This is a genomic window from Halotia branconii CENA392, assembly GCF_029953635.1.
Classification (GTDB): domain Bacteria; phylum Cyanobacteriota; class Cyanobacteriia; order Cyanobacteriales; family Nostocaceae; genus Halotia; species Halotia branconii.
In genome coordinates this window covers 1,025,636-1,049,052 of record NZ_CP124543.1, presented here as the reverse complement: position 1 = coordinate 1,049,052, position 23,417 = coordinate 1,025,636, and the positions used below count along the sequence as shown (strand labels likewise).

General features: G+C 41.2%; 23 protein-coding genes. 17 read left to right on the top strand and 6 right to left on the bottom strand.

The features are described from left to right. Positions 1-46 precede the first annotated feature (46 nt). Positions 47-472 (bottom strand): GxxExxY protein, encoded by a 426-nt coding sequence (locus QI031_RS04730; protein ID WP_281484059.1) that lies wholly within the window; start codon positions 470-472, stop codon positions 47-49. A 60-nt stretch (positions 473-532) separates the two neighbouring features. Here QI031_RS04730 and QI031_RS04725 point away from each other — a divergent pair, with 60 nt between their 5' ends. Together QI031_RS04725 and QI031_RS04720 are read left to right on the top strand one after the other, a co-directional pair. Continuing rightward, complete coding sequence (locus QI031_RS04725) at positions 533-3,541, top strand: valine--tRNA ligase (RefSeq protein ID WP_281484058.1); 3,009 nt, start codon at positions 533-535, stop codon at positions 3,539-3,541. A gap of 562 nt (positions 3,542-4,103) precedes the next feature. After that, complete coding sequence (locus QI031_RS04720; RefSeq protein ID WP_281484057.1) at positions 4,104-4,535, top strand: hypothetical protein; 432 nt, start codon at positions 4,104-4,106, stop codon at positions 4,533-4,535. 166 nt (positions 4,536-4,701) lie between these two features. On the opposite strand, the gene QI031_RS04715 is transcribed toward QI031_RS04720, so the two are convergent. Then, the gene (locus QI031_RS04715; RefSeq protein WP_281484056.1) at positions 4,702-5,031 is read right to left on the bottom strand and encodes a hypothetical protein; all 330 of its coding nucleotides are present in this window, start codon (positions 5,029-5,031) and stop codon (positions 4,702-4,704) included. Positions 5,032-5,149: 118 nt separating this feature from the next. On the opposite strand from QI031_RS04715, the gene QI031_RS04710 reads away from it, so the two are divergent. Beyond that, the gene (locus QI031_RS04710; RefSeq protein ID WP_281484055.1) at positions 5,150-5,530 is read left to right on the top strand and encodes a hypothetical protein; all 381 of its coding nucleotides are present in this window, start codon (positions 5,150-5,152) and stop codon (positions 5,528-5,530) included. 107 nt (positions 5,531-5,637) lie between these two features. On the opposite strand, the gene QI031_RS04705 is transcribed toward QI031_RS04710, so the two are convergent. Both QI031_RS04705 and QI031_RS04700 read right to left on the bottom strand, forming a co-directional pair. Next, the gene (locus tag QI031_RS04705) at positions 5,638-6,111 is read right to left on the bottom strand and encodes a hypothetical protein (RefSeq protein WP_281484054.1); all 474 of its coding nucleotides are present in this window, start codon (positions 6,109-6,111) and stop codon (positions 5,638-5,640) included. A gap of 129 nt (positions 6,112-6,240) precedes the next feature. Further along, the gene (locus QI031_RS04700) at positions 6,241-7,029 is read right to left on the bottom strand and encodes a hypothetical protein (RefSeq protein ID WP_281484053.1); all 789 of its coding nucleotides are present in this window, start codon (positions 7,027-7,029) and stop codon (positions 6,241-6,243) included. Between the two features lie 85 nt (positions 7,030-7,114). Between QI031_RS04700 and QI031_RS04695 the strand changes: the two genes are divergently transcribed. The 11 genes from QI031_RS04695 (at position 7,115) to QI031_RS04645 (ending at position 19,494) form a co-directional block, all read left to right on the top strand. Next, the gene (locus QI031_RS04695; RefSeq protein ID WP_281484052.1) at positions 7,115-8,290 is read left to right on the top strand and encodes a sigma-70 family RNA polymerase sigma factor; all 1,176 of its coding nucleotides are present in this window, start codon (positions 7,115-7,117) and stop codon (positions 8,288-8,290) included. A gap of 235 nt (positions 8,291-8,525) precedes the next feature. Then, positions 8,526-9,686 (top strand): DUF1822 family protein, encoded by a 1,161-nt coding sequence (locus tag QI031_RS04690; RefSeq protein WP_281484051.1) that lies wholly within the window; start codon positions 8,526-8,528, stop codon positions 9,684-9,686. A 74-nt stretch (positions 9,687-9,760) separates the two neighbouring features. Next, positions 9,761-10,228, top strand: coding sequence for a DUF4870 domain-containing protein (locus QI031_RS04685; protein WP_281484050.1), 468 nt, complete (start codon positions 9,761-9,763; stop codon positions 10,226-10,228). A gap of 55 nt (positions 10,229-10,283) precedes the next feature. Then, a complete protein-coding gene (locus QI031_RS04680) occupies positions 10,284-11,390 on the top strand; it encodes a Gfo/Idh/MocA family protein (RefSeq protein ID WP_281484049.1) in 1,107 nt (368 codons plus the stop codon). A gap of 284 nt (positions 11,391-11,674) precedes the next feature. Then, positions 11,675-12,250, top strand: coding sequence for a Uma2 family endonuclease (locus QI031_RS04675; RefSeq protein WP_281484048.1), 576 nt, complete (start codon positions 11,675-11,677; stop codon positions 12,248-12,250). Positions 12,251-12,806: 556 nt separating this feature from the next. Further along, on the top strand, positions 12,807-14,027 hold the full coding sequence (locus QI031_RS04670) for an ABC exporter membrane fusion protein (protein WP_281484047.1): 1,221 nt from the start codon (positions 12,807-12,809) through the stop codon (positions 14,025-14,027). Between the two features lie 243 nt (positions 14,028-14,270). Then, on the top strand, positions 14,271-15,443 hold the full coding sequence (gene devC, locus QI031_RS04665; protein ID WP_281484046.1) for an ABC transporter permease DevC: 1,173 nt from the start codon (positions 14,271-14,273) through the stop codon (positions 15,441-15,443). 108 nt (positions 15,444-15,551) lie between these two features. After that, positions 15,552-16,250, top strand: a complete 699-nt coding sequence (locus QI031_RS04660; protein WP_281484045.1) for a DevA family ABC transporter ATP-binding protein — start codon at positions 15,552-15,554, stop codon at positions 16,248-16,250. A gap of 742 nt (positions 16,251-16,992) precedes the next feature. After that, a complete protein-coding gene (locus QI031_RS04655) occupies positions 16,993-17,628 on the top strand; it encodes a Uma2 family endonuclease (protein ID WP_281484044.1) in 636 nt (211 codons plus the stop codon). 257 nt (positions 17,629-17,885) lie between these two features. Next, positions 17,886-18,821 (top strand): M23 family metallopeptidase, encoded by a 936-nt coding sequence (locus QI031_RS04650; protein ID WP_281484043.1) that lies wholly within the window; start codon positions 17,886-17,888, stop codon positions 18,819-18,821. Positions 18,822-18,948: 127 nt separating this feature from the next. Continuing rightward, positions 18,949-19,494, top strand: coding sequence for a late competence development ComFB family protein (locus QI031_RS04645; RefSeq protein WP_281484042.1), 546 nt, complete (start codon positions 18,949-18,951; stop codon positions 19,492-19,494). Between the two features lie 57 nt (positions 19,495-19,551). Here the strand turns inward: QI031_RS04645 and QI031_RS04640 are convergent, their stop codons facing one another. Then, positions 19,552-20,373 carry a L,D-transpeptidase gene (locus tag QI031_RS04640; RefSeq protein ID WP_281484041.1) on the bottom strand — a complete coding sequence of 274 codons (822 nt, stop codon included), beginning with the start codon at positions 20,371-20,373 and terminating at the stop codon, positions 19,552-19,554. A gap of 273 nt (positions 20,374-20,646) precedes the next feature. Between QI031_RS04640 and QI031_RS04635 the strand changes: the two genes are divergently transcribed. From QI031_RS04635 to QI031_RS04625, 3 genes are all read left to right on the top strand, one after another. Next, entirely contained in the window at positions 20,647-20,799 is a 153-nt protein-coding gene (locus QI031_RS04635) for a hypothetical protein (protein ID WP_281484040.1), read from the top strand. Positions 20,800-21,507: 708 nt separating this feature from the next. Continuing rightward, entirely contained in the window at positions 21,508-22,164 is a 657-nt protein-coding gene (locus tag QI031_RS04630; protein ID WP_281484039.1) for a sigma-70 family RNA polymerase sigma factor, read from the top strand. A 155-nt stretch (positions 22,165-22,319) separates the two neighbouring features. Then, positions 22,320-22,937 (top strand): anti-sigma factor family protein, encoded by a 618-nt coding sequence (locus QI031_RS04625; RefSeq protein WP_281484038.1) that lies wholly within the window; start codon positions 22,320-22,322, stop codon positions 22,935-22,937. Between the two features lie 32 nt (positions 22,938-22,969). On the opposite strand, the gene QI031_RS04620 is transcribed toward QI031_RS04625, so the two are convergent. After that, positions 22,970-23,410 (bottom strand): gamma-glutamylcyclotransferase family protein, encoded by a 441-nt coding sequence (locus QI031_RS04620; protein ID WP_281484037.1) that lies wholly within the window; start codon positions 23,408-23,410, stop codon positions 22,970-22,972. Between the last annotated feature and the right edge of the window lie 7 nt (positions 23,411-23,417).

The following is a 23,417-nucleotide window of genomic DNA, read 5'->3' as shown; positions in this document are numbered from 1 at the left end:
GCTTCCCGAAGGGTACCGCCAAGACGCCAAGAGCGCCAAGAGAATATTAAGAGTACAGGATAATACGCTTGATGCCTTCTTTGAGGAGAGGGACGTTAAAGTTGATGAGGAGGGCTAGAGGGTAATTAGTCATTCTGAGGTATGAGAGGACTTGTGCTTCGTGAATTGGGGCTAAATTCTGAACAGCTTTTAATTCTACAACTAGACAGTTAGCAACCAGAAAATCTAATCTGCCCTTTCCTACCTCATGTCCTTTGTAATTTACTGTTACCGACTTCTCAACCACATGAGGTATCCCGCACCTGAAAAACTCTATAATTAGCGCCTCCTTATACACCTCCTCCAAAAACCCCGGTCCCAACACCCGGTGCACCTCAATTGCTGCCCCTATCACAGCATAAGCAAGTCTATCAACCTCCTGACTTGGTTCCTCTCTCTTGGCGTTCTTGGCGTCTTGGCGGTTCGTTTCCATTAAACCCTCTCAACCCTGTGGCAAAATTTATTAGAGTCCTTCCACCTTAGTTTTCCCAGCATGACCGCAACCATTCCCAATCTCCCCAGCCTCTACGACCCCTTTACCACCGAAGCCAAATGGCAAAAATTCTGGGAAGAAAATCAAGTCTACAAAGCTGACCCCAATCATGGCGGCGAACCTTATTGCATTGTGATTCCGCCACCTAATGTCACTGGTAGCTTGCACATGGGTCACGCCTTTGAGTATGCCTTAATTGATGTCCTCATCCGCTACCACCGGATGCAGGGGCGCAATACCTTATGGCTACCCGGAACTGACCACGCTAGCATCGCCGTTCATACGATGCTAGAAAAGCAACTCAAAAAAGAAGGCAAAACTCGTCAAGAGTTAGGACGTGAACAATTCCTAGAACGCGCTTGGCAATGGAAAGCGGAGTCTGAGGGAACGATTCTCAATCAGCTACGACGCTTAGGGGTCTCAGTAGACTGGTCGCGGGAACGGTTTACGATGGATGAGGGTTTATCAAAAGCCGTGGTATCCGCTTTTGTAAGTCTCTACGAAGAAGGATTAATTTATCGTGGCGAGTACTTAGTAAATTGGTGTCCGGCTTCCCAGTCAGCGGTGTCTGATGTGGAGGTAGATAACCAAGAAGTTGACGGAAATCTTTGGCATTTCCGCTATCCGCTGACAGATAATTCTGGTTATGTGGAAGTAGCGACGACTCGACCAGAAACTATGTTGGGTGATACCGCGGTAGCAGTTAATCCCAATGATGAAAGATATCAGCATTTAATTGGCAAAACGCTAACTCTGCCAATAATGCACCGGGAAATTCCTATCATTGGTGATGAGTTTGTTGACCCCACATTCGGAACAGGTTGTGTCAAGGTAACTCCTGCCCATGACCCCAATGATTTTGAAATGGGTAAGCGCCACAATCTACCGTTAATTAATATTCTTAATAAGGATGGCACACTCAACGAAAATGCTGGTGAGTTTCAAGGACAAGATCGTTTTGTCGCTAGAAAAAATGTAGTTTCTCGCCTAGAAGCAGATGGCGTTTTAGTGAAGGTAGAGAATTATAAGCATACCATTCCTTATAGCGATCGCGGTAAAGTCCCGATTGAACCTTTGCTGTCAACTCAGTGGTTTGTCAAAATTCGCCCAATGGCTGACCAAGCCCTACAATTCCTTGACCAACAAAGTTCTCCGGAGTTTGTCCCCCAACGTTGGACTAAGGTTTATCGTGATTGGTTAGTCAAACTCAAAGATTGGTGCATTTCTCGTCAATTATGGTGGGGGCATCAAATTCCGGCTTGGTATGCTGTCAGTGAAACGGGTGGTCAAATTACCGATAGCACCCCGTTTGTTGTGGCCAAATCAGCAGACGCAGCTTGGGAAAAAGCGAAATCACAATTTGGTGAAAATGTCCAGTTAAAACAAGACCCAGATGTATTGGATACTTGGTTTTCTTCCGGAATTTGGCCGTTTTCGACTTTGGGCTGGCCAGAACAAACCCAGGATTTAGCTACTTATTATCCTACCAGTACCTTAGTTACAGGTTTTGATATCATCTTTTTCTGGGTTGCCAGAATGACGATGATGGCTGGTCATTTCACTGGGCAAATGCCGTTTCAAGATGTTTACATCCACGGGTTGGTGCTGGATGAAAATGGTCAAAAGATGTCTAAGACTAAAGGTAATGGAATTGACCCATTATTATTAGTTGGTAAATATGGTACTGATGCCCTGCGCTACACGATGGTTAAGGAAGTTGTCGGTGCTGGTCAAAATATCCGCTTGGAATATGATCGCAAAAAGGATGAATCTCCATCAGTAGAAGCATCCCGTAACTTTGCTAACAAGTTGTGGAATGCGGCTCGGTTTGTGATGATGAACTTGGATGAACAGACACCACAACAATTAGGAAAACCAATTCCTACAGAAATTAGCGATCGCTGGATTCTTTCTCGCTATCATCAAGTTATTAAACAAACTGCCAGTTACATCGACAATTACGGTTTAGGTGAAGCAGCGAAAGGGCTGTATGAGTTTATCTGGGGTGATTTTTGTGATTGGTATATTGAACTAGTAAAATCTCGCCTCCAACCAAGTGCAGATGCTTCCTCCCGGCGAGTTGCTCAACAAATCCTAGCTTATGTACTAGAAGGAATTTTAAAACTCCTGCATCCTTTTATGCCCCACATTACTGAGGAGATTTGGCAGACTCTCACTCAACAACCAGCAGATTCAAAACAAACTTTAGCTTTACAACTCTATCCGCAAGTTGATAATGATTTGATTGCTTCGGCTTTGGAGGAAGAGTTTGAATTATTAATTGGCACTATCCGCACAATTCGGAATTTACGCGCGGAAGCTGATATCAAACCAGGAGCGAAAGTAACAGCGAATTTACAAAGTGAAAATGCTCAAGAAAGGCAAATTTTAACTGCTGGACAGGCTTACATTCAAGATTTAGCTAAGGTGGAGACTTTAACTATTGCTGATCAGCAAAATAGCCAAACAGCAACTGCGAAAAAGCCTCAAAGAGGTTTGAAGGTAATTGGTTTAATCATTGTGGTAATTGTTTTTGGCAGGATCGGTTTAGCGATTGGCAATGCTATGAATGGTGTTCCTATTTTAGGAACTTTCTTAGAAATGGTTGGCTTGGTTTATGCTACTTGGTTTATTGCCCAAAACTTGCTTAATGCTCAGGCTAGACAAAAGTTTTGGAACCGACTATTAATGCCAATTCTTGACCAGCAGAACTTACCTCAGACAGAATCAACACAAGCACCAGAAAAAGAAATTGCTGGTGTAATTGGTACAGTACAAGTAGTAATTCCTTTGACTGGCGATGTTGTAGATACTGCCACACTGCGCGCCAAGTTAGAAAAAAGCCTCAACAAAGCTGAAGCAGAAGTTAATTCTCTCAGTGCAAGGTTAAGTAATTCTAATTTCGTGGATAAAGCTAGACCAGATGTAGTCCAAGGAGCGCGAGATGCTTTAACCGAAGCTGAAAAACAAGTAGAAATTCTGCGCGATCGCCTCCAAGCCTTGCTGTAGGCATAGCTGCATTGACCAAATAATTCGTAATTCGTAATTACGGACAAAATTAATAAGTAATTCATTCGGGTTTCAAGCCCCTAAATTTATTCATGGGGTATTAATTACGAATTACGTAAAGCCTGCGGCATAGCTACGCTTAGAGCGCAGCAAAGCGTAGCCCATTAGTAATTACGAATTGGAGCGAAGCGACTTGACACTCTCACCATCAAACCTACTGGTGTAATAGGAGATTCTTGTTTCAATTTCGCTCAACTATCGACCCCTCAGTTGGTTGAGCGAACTTGTACTGATACTAATTTGCGTTCTATTGTAGTAGTTCAAGGTTGATGAGATTGCTTCCTTCGACTTTGTTCCAGTCGCAATGACGGAATATCATATTTGACTACAACTTGGTATGAGTTTAGCCTGAGCGCACTTGTACTGAGCGTAGTCGAAGTAGTCAAAGGGCGCAGTCGAAGTAGTCGAAACCAACGGCTATGGTAATTTTATGACTAGAATTTACCTAATTATCAAAAAGCGTTTTTTATTTTAAATTTCAAGTTGGAGCCAAGCGAAGACCATGCTATATCTAGCCCAGGTACATAGAAATGAATTTTTAGATCAGTATCAGTTGCGCTTGTTAGCGCGTCAGGAAATTGATCAAGTCTGGGCAATTATCCCAGAAGAAGCTTTCATCTTGCTAGGGAAAGGAAATACTATGAGCGAAAAATTGCTAGTTTTAGTTGAGCTTTCCCCTACAGGTGACATTATTAAGTTAGAAGATGCTACTAACTGGGTTTTACATTTAATTCAAGCCTATCTTAGCACTGGTATTACCCCAGATTTCTTACAACAAGAAGCAGAACGAGCCGAACAATGGCGACAATCTCTGACATTGCAAAATCAAGATTTGGCACGTCGTTCTCTAGAGTTAGAAGCTCGTCGTGAACAAATTCAAGCTTTAGAAGAAAGTATCAAACGCGACAAAAACAGCCATAATAGAGACGAATAAAGTAGCTTGTAATTCGTAATGACGCTCCTACGTCGCTATCGCGGACTCGCTACCGCTACGCTCTAAGCGCAGCTATGCCGCAGGCTTTACGTAATTACTTTTTACAAGGGTTTTAGACATTTCTTATCGGTGGTTTATTTCTGTCATGCTGTACTAATAAGTAATACTAATCTTTTTTATTGCTATCTTCAAAGTCTGTTAAAGCGTAAGCAAACTCACTAAAAGCTGTTTTAATCAATACTTCTCTCGTTCCCCTATCAAGTGTAGAATTACGGATCAGGTCTGTTAATTCGACGAATAGCAGAGAAAACATAAAACGATCTTGACGGTCTACCTGCTTTATGCAAGCTGATATAAATGTATAAAGCTCTGTTTTTCTAGGTTTGGTTTGTTCTTCCCATATTTGTAGCGCTAGTCGGAAAGTTTTTAAGCGTATCTCATTAGTGTTGTAGGGTGTGTCTTTGTAACGAATTGATACGCGTTGAGGCAAATCCATAAGTTTAGTACAAAGATGCAATATACATTATCTCTTCAGTTGGGTTTTGGCTAATCCGGAAAAACTGGCGATCGTGACTTTACATTAAGTCATAGACTATTAAATTTGAGGAAACCTGATGATGACACTTGCAGCCAAGGGTCAGGGATTATTGAAACTTTTGCTAATTATCAACATCATTTCTACAGGTCTTCACTTTACCGATAATTACTTTTTTATTGAGCAGTATCCCCAACCAAAATGGATTACTGCCCCTTCAATTTATCAATTATGGTTTATTCTTACAGTCATAGGAATTATGGGGTATTGGTTATATAAATATCAAAAATTTTGGCTTGCTTATGGCTGTTTGTTTATCTATTCATTGACAGGTTTAGCTAGCCCAGGACATTACTTTTATGGGAATTTATCACAGTTTTCAACGAAGATGCACCTTTTAATCTGGACTGATGGCATAGCTGGTTTAGCGGTATTAGGATTTTTTTTTGGTCATTATTAATCTCCAAAGATTGGCAGCAAGAACTTAGTCCAGATTAATGTTAGATGATTTTAACTAAAAGACTTAGATCCCCGATTTCTTTGAGAAGTCGGGGATCTTGTTGTTCATTACCTGAATGGAGTAGCAGGTAATTGACGAATATCTACAGGAACTCTCACTCTAGGTTGTCGTTGAAAGTACTCGCGAGAATAGTAATTTTGCCGACCACTATTATCTAAAAACTGAGTGTAGCCTTGCAACATTACTTGTTGACCTGCGTGATTTAAAGTCAAGAAAGAATTGGCAAACCCCTTATTATAGTTGGCTGTAGCATAACTATGGTTAGTATCTTGAACATTGACACCATAGGTAACTAATGGTTTAGTTCCCCAATCACAATCACTAGGATGACACTGACCAAACACTCGAATATTTAATTTATTACCACCTGCTGAAGTAATAACCAAGCGAGTTACACCGCGAGTATTGGCATCTTTATTTACCCAAGTACCAACAAAATCGGCAGGTGCAGCTAAAACAGGACTGACTAAAGCAGCAGATAAAATTGCACTAGTAGCAAGAGTTAAAGAACTTTTCAACATTTGATTAACACTCCATTAATAGTAATTATTATTTGGCTAGATACAGTCTTTAATGACATATTTGGTAGATATAACTCTGATAATTTGGAGAAATTTACCTTAAGTATCTGCATATTTTGCAGTTCCCAATTAGCGCCATTTTTCACTCCAAGCACCTGTGACATTAAAACCACCAGGAACAGAATTGAGTTTTAAAGAACCCCAACCAAAGTTGTTACAAATAGGACCAAAACCAGCACCACAAATATCAGCAGCACCATGACCATCAAAAGAACGAGTGCCGATGTGAGAATAAGTGGAACCTCCCCAGTTACCATTGCCAAACCAAGTTGTGTTATCTGGGCCAACGCGGAGAACACAACGCAAGCCAGAACCTCGGCGGCTTCCTGCAAGGTCAGAAACTTTATATTGATCGAAATATCCGCCACAAGTACGTGGTCTGGGCAAAGGATTGTAGTTTGTAGCCCTAACTAATTGCCATTCTTCATTCCATGCACCAGTCACACGAATGGTTGAACCCAGGACTTGCACATTTAGATTACCGGGGAAGTTATTGTTGGTATTTTCTCCGTTGCCATAAATGTCAGAAGCGAAACCGACAAGGTTGGAATTTCTGTATATAGCTTGTCCAACATGACGATAGGTCGCATTGCCCCACTTACCTTCGCCGTACCATGCTAGCCTGGGAACTGTAGTTCCCGGTTTACCTTCGCTGAATTTGACGCAGCGGATACCAGAACCTTTGCGGTTATCTAAAGGTTTAACAATATATGTGCGAAGATAGCGACCACAACTAAAGCTAGGTGCTTGTACTAATTGCAAGTTTTCTAATCTCGGTACTTGAGCGAAAACACTAGTTGTAGTAGATATGGCTACCATTCCACCAAGTATTAAAGATTTCAGTGTTAACCGAAACATAGCTTTCCTTCCTTGTAGTAAAGTTTGTGCAGGCGTTCAATAATGCCTACCTTCACTTTTTTTATAAGTCGGCTTTTAATTTTTTATGCAACCTCGGCAAAATATTATTGAAATTTTTTCGACTTTTGTGCAGTTTGATGGCGATCGCTTTAGTCATTGGGCAATAGAATCAAGATTGCATCGCAGTATCAAAAGTTGTCTTTCTCATACACCAAAAGAAACTTCAGAGATTTTTTGGGTGTTGTACTGGTATAAATTTTGGCAAGTCTCTGAAACTAAACTTTTGGCTAAACAACATTTAGCGGCCTATTTACAAGAACCCTGTTACTGGACATCGCAAAAAACAGCCACTAGCTTTGTCAGTACGCAGTACAAACTATCAGACTGTTTTCAAATAGCGATCGCCCAAGTTGATAGAGTCCTCAAAGGTTTTAATCCTGAACAAGGCAATACTCTCAAAAACTATGCTGGCATTATTTTTGGCAGTGCTATTCGGGAAACTTTGCGCCAACGCCGCGAAGTTGATATCTGTACAGATTGGGGTCTGTTACGAAAAATTTCTCAAAAACGTTTGCAAGAGTCTTTACAAAATGCAGGTTTATCCTCAGACACGATAGTTAATTATGTTCTGGCTTGGAACTGTTTTAAAACTCTGTATGTACCCACAAAAGCCAGTAATTCTCGGCAACTTTCCAGACCAGATCATGAAACTTGGGAAGCGATCGCTCAAGCTTATAATTCACAAAGCCCTCAACAAGTCAACCCACAAACTCTCGAAAAGTGGCTATTAAGTATTGCTAAAGCTGCACGCAAATATCTTTACCCCACCCCAAATTCACTAAATGTATCCAAAGGTGGTGATGATTCATGGGAGTTACTAGATAATCTACCAGGGACAGAACAACAATCCCTAATTCATCAACTTGTTACCCAAGAAGAAGAACAAACCCGAAACTCTCAAAAAGCTGATATTAACAAACTTTTAGTCGAGGCGATCGCTCAACTAGAACTGCAAGTACAGCAGATTTTGCAACTGTACTACGCTCAACAATTAAATCAAGATACAATTGCCAAACAATTAGACATGAAGCAATACACGGTTTCGCGGCGACTGACCAAAGCCAGAGAAACTTTGCTGCGGTCTTTGGCTAATTGGAGTCAAGATACTCTGCATATTGCGGTGACATCAGACCTACTTACCAGTATGAGTAACGTGATGGAGGAATGGTTGCATAATTACTACAGTGTATCTCCTCACTAACCTGTGCTAAAAAAGATTTTCACGTCCTTTGTGCCGGGAATAGAACTTTTCCCTGGTTGCCTCAGCATAGCAGGGAAGAAGGGAGCAGGGGGAAGTAAGAAAAATAGAACCTGAATAAATTAGATAATTTATTTTTTGGAGTTATCTAAGGGAAAAATATTACTGTTTCTGATATTCAAGCTTTCATAATCTATATGCTCTTTGCTATAACAAAAAGTTCCCTGGAGTAACCACTATGACCCCTGACACCAATATATTAAGTTTTGCTTCCACAGATTTAATTTTAGAAATTCCTCCCACCACAGATCTTGATCGTCAAGCTTTTTCTCATCCTGGTTCCGGTTATCAAGCTTACTTGAATCAACTTTGCTTGAGTGCTGTTTTGCCGTGGCTGCAAGAGGATTTTACTTCCCAGGCTCAGGTTTGGCCAACTACCACTGTTTTACCCAGTTTTTGGGAATTGGTGAGTGGAACCGCAATCACATTAGACACGACTCGATTTATTTTGGTTCCCAACGAGACATTTGATTTAAGTGAATTGCGAGTTTGCCAAGAATGGGTAGATATTCCGAGTTGGGCTGGTGATTATTATTTAGGTGTGCAAGTAGATTCAGATGAAGGCTATGTCAGGGTTTGGGGCTACTGTACCCACGAACAATTGAAAATTCAAGGTAATTATGATGCCAGCGATCGCACTTATGCTGTAGATGCTATTGATATGATCGCTGATGTTAGTGTGCTAATGGTGGCGAGACAAATTTGTCCCCAGGAGCCTACACGCAGCAATATTATGGCGTTGCCGACTTTATCACAAACACAAGCACAAAACTTAATTACTCGTCTGGGAAAGCCCGAAATTATTACTCCCCGTTTAGCCAGCCCTTGGGAATTATGGGGAGGATTAATTGAACATGGCGGCTGGCGACAAAGTTTGTATGAACGACGTTTAGGATTACCAGAACAGCGGTCAGTTCTGCAATGGTTGCAGAGTGGTATTTCTCAGGTAGCGCAAGCTATTGGTTGGGAACGCTTGAATTTAGAATTAAGTGCTGCTGCATCTCGGAGTGTAGAACAAAGACAAACACGAGTTACTTTATCACGCCAATTAGCGATCGCAGGTCAATTATATGAACTGCTAATTACACCCCAAGGTGAACCAGACGCACAATATTGGCGCTTTGAGTTACGTAACACTGCTGTAGGCGCAGCCATTCCTGGTGGTTTTAAACTAAGACTCCTAACCGAAGATTTACAGCCTTTCCCTAACAACGAAGATATCGCTACCACTGCCGTAGAACAACTTTACATAGAAGTCGCTTTAGAAGCAAAAGAGGGCGTAGTCTGGGAAGTAGAACCACTTCCAGAAAATTATGACCGAGAAATTCTGAGATTTTAAGCTTTTATTTGGCTGAGTTTACCGATAGTGTGGTTAAGGAATCATTCCTTAAATCTATCTAAAAAGAAACAGCCATGATCAAAAAACACAAACAGCAAATGCGGATATGGGCGATGTTGTGTCATATCTCGGCTTTGTTGGCGTGGGTATTATTGTTTGTTGTGGTGTTTCTAGGCATTCCATTATATTTGCCATTAAATATCCTCGCACCATTGATAATTTGGCGATGCAAAAAATCACAATATCCCTGGATTGATTTTCAAGGCAAAGAATCTTTAAATTTTCAAATTTCAGTGACTTTATATATTTTAATTGCAATCATTATATCTTTATTATTAGTATTAGCTAGCTGCGGTATTGCAGTCACTACTCATGGTGAGATTAATGAAGTTAATACAGTTTTAGATGGTTTATTATTTGTGTGGATGTGGTTAATTGTTATATTAATGTTATTGCAAGCATTTATAGTCACTTTCGCCGCCATCAAAGCATATAAGGGACAACATTACCGCTATCCTTTGACTATGCGAGTTTTGCGGTAAATTTATTTACGCGATGCGAGTCAGTTGTCAGTTGTTTTTGATAGGGAAAGATATCATGAATCCAAATAAAATTGGTGTTGCAGTTGTTGGTACTGGATTTGGTCAAAAAGTCCATATTCCCGGATTTCAGGCGCATCATCGCACTGAAGTTGTTGCAGTTTATCATCGAGATATTAATCAAGCTAAAACAATTGCCGACTTTCATCATATCCCTCATGCATGTAACAATATTGCAAATATTCTTGTATTACCAGAAGTGCAAGCAGTTAGTATCGCCACACCGCCATTTCTGCACTATGAAATGGCAAAAGCAGTCTTGCAAGCTGGCAAACATGTATTGATAGAAAAACCTTTAACTTTAAATGTATCTCAAGCCCAAGAATTATATCAATTAGCGAAAAATCAAGGGGTAACTGCGACTGTAGATTTTGAATTTCGTTTTGTACCGGAATGGCAACTATTCGCTGAAGTGTTGTCAACTGGCTATGTAGGTAACAAGCGCTTGGTTAAAATTGATTGGTTAGGTTCTTCCCGTGCAGATACTTCCCGACCTTGGAATTGGTATTCTTCTCAAGACAAAGGCGGTGGCGCATTAGGTTCTTTGGGTTCACACGCCTTTGATTACATTTACTGGCTGTTTGGAACAGTACGCAGATTAAACGCTTACTTGAGTACTGCAATTCCGACACGAGTTGACCCTGCTAGCGGAAAATTAAAGCCTGTGAATACCGACGATAATTGTTTGCTGTCGCTGGAATTGGCAGATGGTACACCTTGCCAAGTTACCATCAGTGCGGTTGTTCATGCAGCTAGAACCCATTGGCTAGAAGTATATGGCGATCGCGGTACTTTAGTATTAGGCAGCGAAAATCAAAAAGACTATATACACGGATTTCGTATTTGGGGTTCCCAGTCTGGTCAACCTCTTACGGAAATCGAAATACCTAGTCGGTTAAAGTTTCCCCAACATTACAACGATGGGCGCATTTGTGCATTTATCCGGGTAGTAGACCAATGGGTACAGGGAATTGACCGCCAACAGCAAATCGTACCATCACTACGAGAAGGCGTTTATTCTCAGTTATTGATGGATTTATCCCATCAATCTCATGCTGCATCAAAATGGATAGACGTACCCGCCTTGGAAGCATTTCTTATTTGAGTCAAAATGGTACAAACACCCAAGATGGGCTTGATATCTGCTTGTTTATTAGAATAACTATTGCGATCGCACTCTCTTACACAATAGACAATTGCCTTATTTTTGAGGTTTTCTGTAAAGCGATCGCCTACAATTCCATCATAGAATCAGCGTTAGCGTAGGTATGGCGTTTGGGAATGTGCAGAGGTGCGATTGATCGCTCGTTGCTCACGGGGTAATGAAACATAGAATAGTATCTAAGGTAGTTACAATTGCTGCTTTAATATTTAATCTGGAACATCGCTATGAATACTTTTACAGTCAATCTCAAACCAGTACTGGAACTGACAGATGAACAATTTTTTAATCTATGTCAAGCAAATAAGGACTTGAAGTTTGAACGCAGCGCAAATGGAGAATTAACAATTATGCCACCTACGGGGGGAGAAACGGGAAATAAGAATGCAAGAATTACTCAACAATTAATGAATTGGACTGATGCTGATGGTACTGGTATCGCTTTTGATTCTTCTACTTGTTTTAAATTACTTAATGGTGCAGATCGTTCCCCTGATGCTTCTTGGATAAAATTAGAAAGATGGGATGCTTTAACTAGTGAACAAAAAGAAAAGTTTCCTCCTATTTGTCCTGATTTTGTGGTTGAATTACTTTCCCCAAGTAATAGTTTAAAGGTTGCTCAGGAAAAGATGAGAGAATATCTAGATAATGGTGTGCGTTTAGGCTTGTTAATTAATCGTAAATCTCGAAAAGTTGAGATTTATAGACAAGACCAAAATGTTGAAATATTAGATTCTCCTGCTACGTTATCAGGAGAAGATGTTTTAAAGGGTTTTGTTTTAAATTTAGGTATGATTTGGTAAGAAAGTGTTTGAAAAGTCGGGTATATTGCCTCTTGCAGAATTTTTCTACTTCATCTGCTGAACTTGAGCGATCAATTTACCCAACTTTGTGGATGTACCATTTTTCAATAATCCTTAATTGGCAAACAGTCTGAAAAATTTCTGTAGTTTGTGTAGCAAAGAGTATACAAATTAGGACATTTTAAGAAAGTATAGCTGTAGCCAGATAGTTAGGACGTTTTGAAAGCTTGAATCTTAAAAAAATAATACTTTCGCCTCCTACTATAACCCATTACTCGAAAGTATGTTTTATAAAGTCAGCAAATAATCAATTGTCTTTAATGAACAATTTACTAGACTAGTCGGTTTAGTATAATCATATATATAACTATACAATTTAGTTTTGTATCTTACAGATCATTCTTTTTTTTGAGCATATAAAAGTAGCTGTAACAGTAATCTCAAGAATGAAGTGAAAAACAGTATAGCTTTCAAATAGACATCTATCAAAGTTGATCAAGACATTTCCAAAATTCGATTTTTCCCTAATTTGAATCAGCCAATAAGGTATGCTATTGTGCAAAACTCAAAGCTAGACGGTTCAATATCTCCTCAGTCGATTTTACGTCCACGCATTTTTATAGCAATAATTGTATCTTTGGCTGTATTGGGAACTAGTATTTATACAGTATTAAAATTCCAGGATACCGCCAATCAGAAGGCACAAACTCCAGCAGCAGTATTGCCAGAGTTAAAAACGGTAACTTCTCTAGGACGAATCGAGCCAAAGGGAAAAGTCATTAAACTTTCTGCCACCACATCTACTGAAGGAAGTCGAGTTGAACAACTGCTAGTTAAGGAGGGGGATAAAGTCAAACCGGGACAGGTAATAGCCATTCTAGACAGTCGCGATCGCTTAGAAGCAGCATTAAAAGAAGCACAAGAACAAGTAAAGGTACAACAGGCCAATCTAAATCGCATTCAAGCAGGTGCTAAACCTGGAGAAATTGCCGCGCAACAAGCAACAATTGCTCGCCTAGAAGCAGAACGCCAAGGAGATATCGATGCCCAAATAGCGACAATTGCGAAATTGCAAGCCGAAGTGCGTAACGCCGAGGCCGAAAATCAACGTTATCAGCTTTTGTACCAAAAAGGAGCAATTTCCGCCTCCCAAAAAGATAGCAAGCGCTTAACTTTAGAAACTGCTCAAAAAAGTCTACAAGAAGCACAAGTACAATTAAAGCGCATTCGCTCAGCCAGCCAGCAACAACTTAAAGAAGCGACAGCAACACTTGATCAAGTTGCTGAAGTCCGAGAAGTAGATGTAGAAACTGCCAAAGCAGAAGTTAGCCGTGCCGTAGCAGCTATGAATCGGGCAGAGGCAGATTTAAAACAAGCTTACGTGCGTTGGCCGAAGACCTTGGGAGAGCGATCGCCTCAATATGGTCAGGTATTCGAGATCCATACCCATCCAGGGGAATTAGTCTCAAATGATGGCATTGCCGATATTGGGCAAACCAATCAGATGTATGTAGTCGCCGAGATCTACGAAAGCGACATCAACAAAGTGCATTCAGGACAACGGGCGCGAGTAATTGGTGACATTCTACCTATCGAATTGCAAGGAATTGTAGAGCGTAAAGGCTTACAGGTACGACGGCAAAATGTAATTAACACTGACCCCTCCAGCAATATCGACAACAGAGTAGTAGAAGTCCATGTGCGACTAGATGAGGCTTCCAGCCAGAAAGCAGCCAACTTAACCAATATGCAAGTCAAAGTAGTCATAGAACTATAAGGGCATTGGGCATTGGGCATTGGGCATAGGGATTATTATTCTCCTCTGCCCCGATTACTGAGTTTCGACACTTCGACAGGCTCAGTGCAGCGCTGCGCGGCAATCGAGTTTCGACTACGCTCAACTGCCGCGAAGTCGAGATTCAACTACCGCGTAGTCGAAGTGCTGCCTCTGTGCTCCCTGCACCTCTGCTTCTTCTTCCCCTGTCCCTGCTTCTTTTTCTCCTCACTCACTCCTTAAATAATGGGATTACTCAAACAACTAAAGCGGCGAACACCTCTAGGATGGCTGCAACTAAGTCATGAAAAAAGTCGTTTGTTGGTAGCGCTGTCGGGCATTGCCTTTGCTGATCTGCTGATGTTTATGCAGCTGGGTTTTCAGACTGCTTTGTATGATAGTAATACTAAACTACACCGCAGTTTGCGCTCAGACGTTGTCTTAATCGGTTCCCAAACTCGTAACATACAAAGAATATCGACATTTTCTCGTCGGCGACTTTACCAAGCAATGGATGTACCAGGGGTCAAATCGGCAGAAGCAATGTACATCAGTAATATGATCTGGAAGAATCCCCAAACAAGGAGCGATACGGAGATTTTAGTCATTGGGTTCAATCCAGACAAGCCAGCTTTTGATTTCCCGGAAGTTATCCAAAAATTGCCAGAAATTAAGCTACCAGATACTGTCTTATTTGACCGTGCTGCTAGAGGAAATTACCAAAAGACGATCGCCCAACTTGAGTTAGGTAAAACAGTAAAGACTGAATTAGAACGACGCACAGTAACTATTACTGGTTTATTTACCCTTGGTGCTTCTTTTAGTGCTGATGGAACTCTCATTACCAGCGATCAAAACTTTTTGCGGCTATTTCCTCAACAACAAGCTTCTAGTATTAGTGTAGGTTTAATCCAAATACAGCCAGGCTTTGATCGCAAACATGTAATAGCAGCATTGAAAGCACGCCTTACAGATAACATCAAAGTCCTAACCCACGAAGAATTTATTGAATTTGAAAACGACTTTTGGAGAAGAAATTCCCCTATTGGATTTATCTTCAACATAGGTGTATCTATGGGATTCGCGGTTGGTGTAATTCTCGTTTATCAAGTCCTCTCCACGGATGTTAATGCCCACGTTAGAGAATACGCCACCTTTAAAGCAATGGGTTATTGCAATTACTATCTATTAGGTGTGGTATTTGAAGAAGCTGTGATTTTAGCAGTCTTGGGTTTTATGCCAGGAGTTGCAGTTTCTTTAGGACTTTATTACCTAACTCGCACTGCTACAAACTTGCCGATTTACATGACTGCAATCCGGGCATTGCAGGTATTACTACTGACCATCATCATGTGTACCATTTCCGGAGCGATCGCTACTCGTAAACTCCAATCCGCTGACCCCGCAGACATGTTCTAAAAAACATAGTAAAAAGCAGGGAGAAAAGGATAAGTTAATTTTCTTCATCTCCCTTGCAACCTGCCCCCTGCCCCTCTGCTTTCTTCTCATGCCCTATGCCCAATACCAATGACTAAAGCTATTTCTATCCATAACCTCGACCATTACTTTGGTCAAGGTTCACTTCGTAAGCAAGTTTTATTCAATCTCAACTTAGAGGTTAGCGCTGGTGAAATGATTATTTTGACCGGGCCTTCTGGTTCTGGTAAGACTACCTTGCTAACCTTAGTAGGTGGATTACGTTCTGCCCAATTTGGTAGTTTACAGGTACTAGGACAAGAAGTTTGCCATGCTAGTGCTAAACAATTAGTACAGGTACGACGACGTAATGGCTATATTTTTCAAGCACACAATTTACATGGTAGCTTGACAGCACTTCAGAACGTCAAAATGGGTTTGGAACTGCATCAGCATATTGAGTTACAACAGATGCAAACAAGATCAGCCCAGATGCTTGAGCAGGTAGGACTAACAAATCACCTTCATCATTATCCTGATCAACTTTCAGGGGGACAAAAACAACGCGTAGCGATCGCTCGTGCCTTGGTTAGTTATCCTCAAATTGTCTTAGCAGATGAACCTACGGCTGCCCTTGACAGTCAGTCTGGCCGAGATGTAGTTAACCTCATGCAAAAACTAGCTAAAGAACAAGGCTGTACAATCCTCATGGTTACTCATGACAATCGCATTTTAGATGTCGCTGATCGCATTCTCTACATGGAAGATGGCAAACTAGTCAATGCTTCTCAAGTCATGGTAAAAATATAAGCCACAATTGTTGACATTAAGTGCATCTGTTCAAATATTTCACACTTTTGTCGTAATTTTGTAATAGTCATGTCATAACTATGTGTGATATTTAATTTTGTATTTGGTTACAAAATGCTTTTTTCTGGGTAAAAGGTAGGAAGCTCTACCTTTTACTTTTTTATTAAATTTTTTTGTCAATGCAGCTACTCTTACCCCAAACATAGTTCAGCAAAGCGTTGAGCTTCAACTTTGTCAGGGTAAATAGTACTGAATATTACGGAAAGAGAGTAACTTTTTCTATGTTGATTTTCACTCCCAATAAATACACTCAGGTTTATGGTTAATTTGATTAAGCAATCGGTGACGACTTTAAGAACGAATTAACACTTCCTATAAGGGTGGTAAAGTCATACCGTTTCACTTTAAAGTTGATACATTTGGGCAAGCAGGGGAGGCAGTGCGGTAAGGCAGCGCGGTCTTGGGGGTTTCCCCCAGGAGCGACTGCCGCACCCCTTGTGGGTCTTGGGGAGCCAGTCCGCCCTTGCGGTTTCCCGACTTGAAGGAACTGGCGTGGTTCCCCCCAGGAGCAACTGCCGTGAAGCAGGGGAAGCAGCACTTCGGCTACGCGGCAGTTGAGTTTCGACTACGCTCAACTACCGCGTAGTCGAAACTCAGTGACCGGAGGCAGGGGGAGTAAGAAAAGTAATTTGTATCAGTAATTTCGTGAAATGGTATCAATAATATGTGGAGATGGTAACTAATGACCAAAACCCAAGCTCAAATACCAACCCAACCAAAAATATACACTTTTAATCAATTCATCGAATGGCTGCCAGAAAATCCCAGCGCACGTTACGAGCTACACAATGGCAATATTATTGAAATGTCACAGCCTACAGGCGAACATGAGGAAATAAAAGGATTTTTGGCTCGAAAAGTCAGCGTAGAATTTGACCGACTAAATCTTCCGTACTTCATTCCCAATCAAGCTATAGTAAAGCCGCCTGAAAAAGAGTCAGGATATTTTCCTGACGTACTTTTATTAAACCGCCCAAATTTATCCCATGAAAAACGCTGGAAAACAGAAGCTACTGTCAGTCAAGGTGCATCAATACCTTTAGTTATCGAAGTCGTTTCAACCAACTGGCGTGACGATTATCATTTCAAGTTTGCTGACTTTGAGCAGATGGGCATCCCTGAATGCTGGATTGCAGATTATGCTGCGTTAGGAGGTAAAAAATTCATTGCAGACCCTAAACAGCCGACTATCTCAGTGTGTCAACTTGTAGGGGATGAGTACCAAGTTACAAACTTCGTAGACCATGACCTAATCATTTCTCCTATTTTCCCCAATCTGAAGCTTACCGCCCAACAGGTTTTTGACTCGGTTCTTTGAGTTAGCAATCAATTAAACATTATCTTCTTCATCACCGTAGGCTTAAATATTGTGATTAAGTTTTTTACTTTACAAGGTTTATTTTCCCCAAGATGCGATCGCCTGAGCTAGGCTAGTATAGTTTGGTTTTTAAGATGCTGCTTGATATCACTTAACATTATATACTGTTTCACAAATCTCTACTTCGGTTTGGAAACACTAGCTTCTTTAAGCTAGTCTGTTGGTCAACAGAAAGTAAGAAGTTGTTTTATAGCTCTATGACTATTAAGGATTGCACTAAAAACTCCGAAAACAAGTTGCTCTGTCTTAACATTACAGGCGATAAACCTTATCGCCGTGTCATAAACTTATTCATTGGCATAGTTGCCTCTGTTCCCATAACTTTGACATTACCTGCTGATGCTTTACAGGTAAAAGTGACACCGAGTAATCCTGAGTTAGGAGATACGCTGTCTGTGATTATTAATTTAGATAATCCAGATAACGGTAGTAATCCAAAAGTAGCTATTGGCGAAAAAACGTATCCCACGTTTGCAATTGCCCCTAATAAATATCGGGCTTTTGTTCCCACAACTCCAGTAGAAACAGCCGGCATCAGAAAACTGAAGATTTCAGGTGACGGCCAAGTGCAAAACTTGGCAGTAACAGTCCGTAATCGTAAATTCCCCGTACAACGCATTACTTTACCACCAGGTAAATCGGCAGATGGAGCTACCGAGTATGAACTCAAGCGTGTAGCAGCTTTTAAAGCGTTACAAACACCTCAAAAGTATTGGAATGGTTCATTTGGCAAACCAAATACAGGGCGGATTAGTACTATTTATGGTGTACGTCGCTACTACAATGGTAAATTTGCTAATGACTACTACCATCGTGGTGTTGACTACGCTGGTGCTGCGGGTTCGCCTGTAGTTGCCCCAGCTGCTGGGCGAGTTGCTTTAGTAGGCAGAGTGTCACAAGGGTTCCGGGTTCACGGTAACGTAGTTGGCATTGACCACGGTCAAGGAGTGGTAAGTATTTTCATGCACCTCAGTCGTATTAATGTTAAAGAAGGCGATATTGTCAAAACTGGCCAATTAATTGGTGCAGTTGGTTCTACAGGCGCTTCCACAGGTCCGCATTTGCACTGGGGTTTATATGTTAATGGGCAAGCTATTGATCCAGTGCCTTGGCGATTCAATGGAGTTGAATAGTAGAGACGGCAAAAATAAACCGTGTCTACGCGCAATTTTAGATAGATTTTGCTAACTAAATTGGGCAAAATAAATTGAATTTATACCGTCACTACCTTGCTTGGGTTGCTTTAACAAGATGAGTGTTATGAGTATTGAAAAAATTGTAGAACAAGCTCTCCAGGATGGTTATCTCACACCAGCAATGGAAGCAGAAGTCGGGCGAATCTGTGATAATGCGTCGGAACTCTCAATCGAAGAGTACATGGCGCTAGATCGACTGATGGGGTCGCTATTGACTGGTGAGGTAGTGGCGGTACCTCGCAAACAATTCATTAACGTCATGGAAGAATTGGTACTAACCGAAGCGATCGCCAGAGTAGCAGAAATTGAAGCTACCAGTGAAAGCTCCCTTGATGTAGGAGATATTGCTGCTTATGCCCTTAATAGGCTTCCACCTTTGTACGCTACTACCGAAGAAGGTGCTAGCTACCAACGCCAACGCGCTCAAGCCGAACTCGAAGAGTTGATTTCTCAACAAGTCAGTGAAGCGATTAGTCGTTACCTAGATCGCCCCAGTTTCTTCCCAGAACGTCAAGCATTAGGCAAAAATACTGGCAATGAAGTTGTACGCCAAGTTAGTGCTTTACTTCAAACTTACGCACCTAACTTTGAACAAAAATCAGATGGGTAAGATTGAGATTAAGTATTTGAAAGTTGAGAGTACGCATACTCTTAACTTTCGATTTGCTTAATCGCGCACTGTTACAAGTGTGCCTACTTTCACTTGCTCATACAACAAGCGAACATCAGCATTACGCATTCTTAAGCAGCCGTGAGAGATCGCAGTTCCCAGCAAATGGATATCTGGCGTGCCGTGAAAGCCAATTTCGTTACGTCCATCTGACCAAAAACCTATCCATCGCTCTCCCAAAGGACTATCAGCACCTGGTGGAAAGATTTTGCCAGTAATTGGATGCCGCCAAATCGGGTCATGCTGCTTATGTCTGACTTCAAAAGAACCAGTGGGTGTTTCCCAACCTTGCTTACCTACAGCAATCGGGTAGCTAGCCATGACTATGTTTCCTGTGTAAACATAAGTACGGCGATCGCTTAAATCAACCACTACTTCTGTTTTCATCACTTCCAGTTTATTAGATGATTTTTGTTGAGGTAAAAACTGGGGTAAGAAAAACTTAGGTCGGTATTCATTTTGCTTCTGCTTTTGCCCTGGCGCTGATAGTCGCATGTTTTTGGGTACATCAGTTATTTCAGCAACATTTTGACTCACTTGACCCGACATATTGTCAGGTCTAACATTAGAAGTTTTCTGGGCAGGTTTTTCTTGAGTGTTTTCCTCAGGCGGTGTAGATGCACCCAAAGCAGTTTGCCCTATACTCCCAGCAAATTTTCCTGGAAAGCTCCCAGGACGGTTTCCTGTGGCGGAAGTAGGCTTCTCAAATTTCTCTAGGGTTGAAGTGACGCGCCAATGGACAGCTAGCGATAAGATGGCTGTGCCAAAACAGAGAAACATTACTATACGCGCTACAGATTCATTTCTTACCATTGCCATAGCCTATTGTTTATCCCTGACATATCCAAATGACTAATTGGATGCGCTCATGATCTAATTATCAAGAATTTATCAATTCTTATCTGTTCCCTTATAACTCTTCTCATACCATTGGGCAAACTAAGGCTATGCTGACATCCTCGTAGACAAAACTTTTGGTCAACGACTTTATCCATCAGCAGTTCTGCACGGAAGTTGGGTTTCATCAGACTTGTCTGTGAAACTTTCCAAGTACAGCAATCAATCACTAATGGTGTGGGTGGGAGAAAGATCATGTTTGAAAAACTTTTACTAGCAGTGACGATTACGTTTTCCCTCAATTTATTTTTTCAAGTCCGCTTACCCGATCAAAATAAAACGGGTGCTAGTTACCAACAGAATACACAAACATCAACTACAGTTCTGGTAAAAAAATTTGAAAAATAACATCTTGTTAGCTATAGCTGCCCCTAGTACAAAAATTTGACTTAGGTATTAAACCTTTAAGCATCAACGAAGTATTTACCAAATAGAAGAGCTACTCTCATCTAGTTAGAAACATCTAAAACACCCATTTAGTATTCAATAAAGATGCTAATCAATCGGTTTTCTATCTACCATGATTAAGTTTTAAGGGATGTAATTCCAATAAATTGTAAGTTCTCAATTGATGAAATTAGTGTTTGAGAAGAAAAGACGCTTGACGCTTTTTAATTTAACATTATCTTAGTCACCATACTTCAGCTATATGAAAGAATAAATTGTTACCAATGATGTTAGTAGCAAAATTTTCATTCCAGCGTACCACAAAGAATAAACAACTACTGGAGCGAGTAGCCACTTTCAATCAAGTGGCTAAGTCTTTAATCTGGCATTTTCTTTGTACATAGAATAGTTTTTTTGTCAAGGGTAGGTGGCCAAATACTGTTAGTTGCACAGCCATACGTAACATTGCTATGCCTTAAACGGTAATAAATAATGGCTAAAAGAGTTGATATACAAGCGCTGTGCCACAAAAATAAAGCTTTTTGTAACTATGAACATATCTAAACTTCTATACCTGATTGTTCCAGTCGTAAATCCGTCCCTGATGTAGGAACATCATGGCCATTAGCAGGTCTAATAGAAAGGGAGAATTTACAGCCAGTACGATCTATGAGTCAATCGATTACTGTATCCTGGTCAACGGTTGATGCGAGGTGTCCGGAAGCATCGGTGCAAGTTGACAAACTATCTAATCACGATCTAATTTTGCGCTGTCAAGTGGGGCTGCGTCCAGATCGTGTTGCGTTTGCAGAGCTATTGCGCCGCTATCAAAGTCAAGTCGATAGGGTCTTGTATCACCTAGCTCCAGATTGGTCTGACAGAGCTGATTTGGCTCAAGAAGTTTGGATTCGAGTGTATCGAAATGTTAACCGATTACAAGAACCGGCTAAGTTTCGAGGCTGGTTAAGCCGGATTGCGACCAACTTGTTTTACGATGAGTTGCGAAAACGCAAGCGAGTTGTCAGTCCTTTGTCACTGGATGCTCCTCGTTCATTAGAAGATGGCGAAATGGATTGGGAAATTGCCGGAGACACTCCAGGACCAGAAGAAGAACTCACAACTAGAGAATTTTATGATCAGTTGCGAGAGGCGATCGCCGATTTACCTGAGGTGTTTCGCACTACTATTGTCCTGCGAGAAATCGAAGGCATGGCTTATGAAGAAATTGCCGAAATCACCGGTGTTTCTTTAGGAACAGTGAAGTCGAGAATCGCTAGAGCTAGATCTCGGTTGCAAGCTCAGTTGCAAAATTATCTAGATATCTAACTTACAATACTTTTCCTCTGCCTAGTGGCAGAATTTAAGCATTGATTAAGAATGATGATGAAATGTCTAACACTATGCCATTAGTCAGAAAATTGATCAATTTCTCAGGATGGCTGGCTGCTTTTACCCGCATATGAATTGGTAATAATGTTAAGATGACTACTGATTCTCAGTTTTACGATTCTTCCCACTTGCAACTTATTGGAAATTTGTCAGACGGAATGGATCAGCATACCAATGAATCAACGGGTGCTATGGATATGATGAAGCGCGATCGCTTCGAGTTATTGAGTGCTTATCTTGATGGTGAAGTTACAGCTGCCGAAAGCAGACAAGTAGAAGAATGGCTAGATAACGATGCCTCAGTTCAATGCTTGTATGCCCGACTGTTAAAGCTACGGCAAGGCTTGCGGACTCTCCCAGTACCAGCAGCCCAACAGTCACCAGAAGTAACAGTCCAGCAAGTAATGGCGCGTTTAGATCGCCGTTCTCGGTTAGCTTGGTTATTTGGTGGTGCAGCCGTAGCTGCTTGTGTGATCGGCGCAGTATCTGGCTTGCTACCAGGTGGTGAGTCTAGAACACTGCAACTGGCTCAAAAACCAAAAGCAGAATCGACACAAGTGACGACAACACCTGGATCTTCTGCTTCACCGCTGATGGTAACTTTAAATAATCCGGTAATCGAAATTCCTAAAGCAGCGGTAGCCTCTCCGGAAAAGCCAGTCAATTTGCAGCAGTCTGAACTTAGGGAAATTGAACAAAACATTAATTAATCGCCAAGCGATAGTTGATTTACAATTCGTAGCTATGGTGGGGGGATTGAGCCACAACTACTCCACCAGCCATCCGGTTGGGGGATGCCTTTTAATTGGTAAACTCGCTCCATAGTCATGAAGTATACCCAAGCTTGACCCAGAGGTAAACCTTGGCGATCGCAAATCTCCACTTCTTGGCGATTATAGAGGTTTGCCGACATTTGCCTAGTGGGTTGGTAATCTTCCAGTTCGTCTAAGGCATCTAAAATATTTAAATCGTTAAACGAAAGTAAATAACCGTGGACAAAGCATTCTCCAGACGTTAGTGCTGGATAGCCAAACGGCAAATTAAATAATTGTCCCTTGATAACTGCTCTTTGGGCATGTAACACCTTGCCAGCACAGTATTTTTGATAATTAGCTTCACTTGGTTTGAGCGTGCCGTAAACAAAAACCCGCACTTGTGGAGATAATTTTATTTTTGGATTCAAATTTATT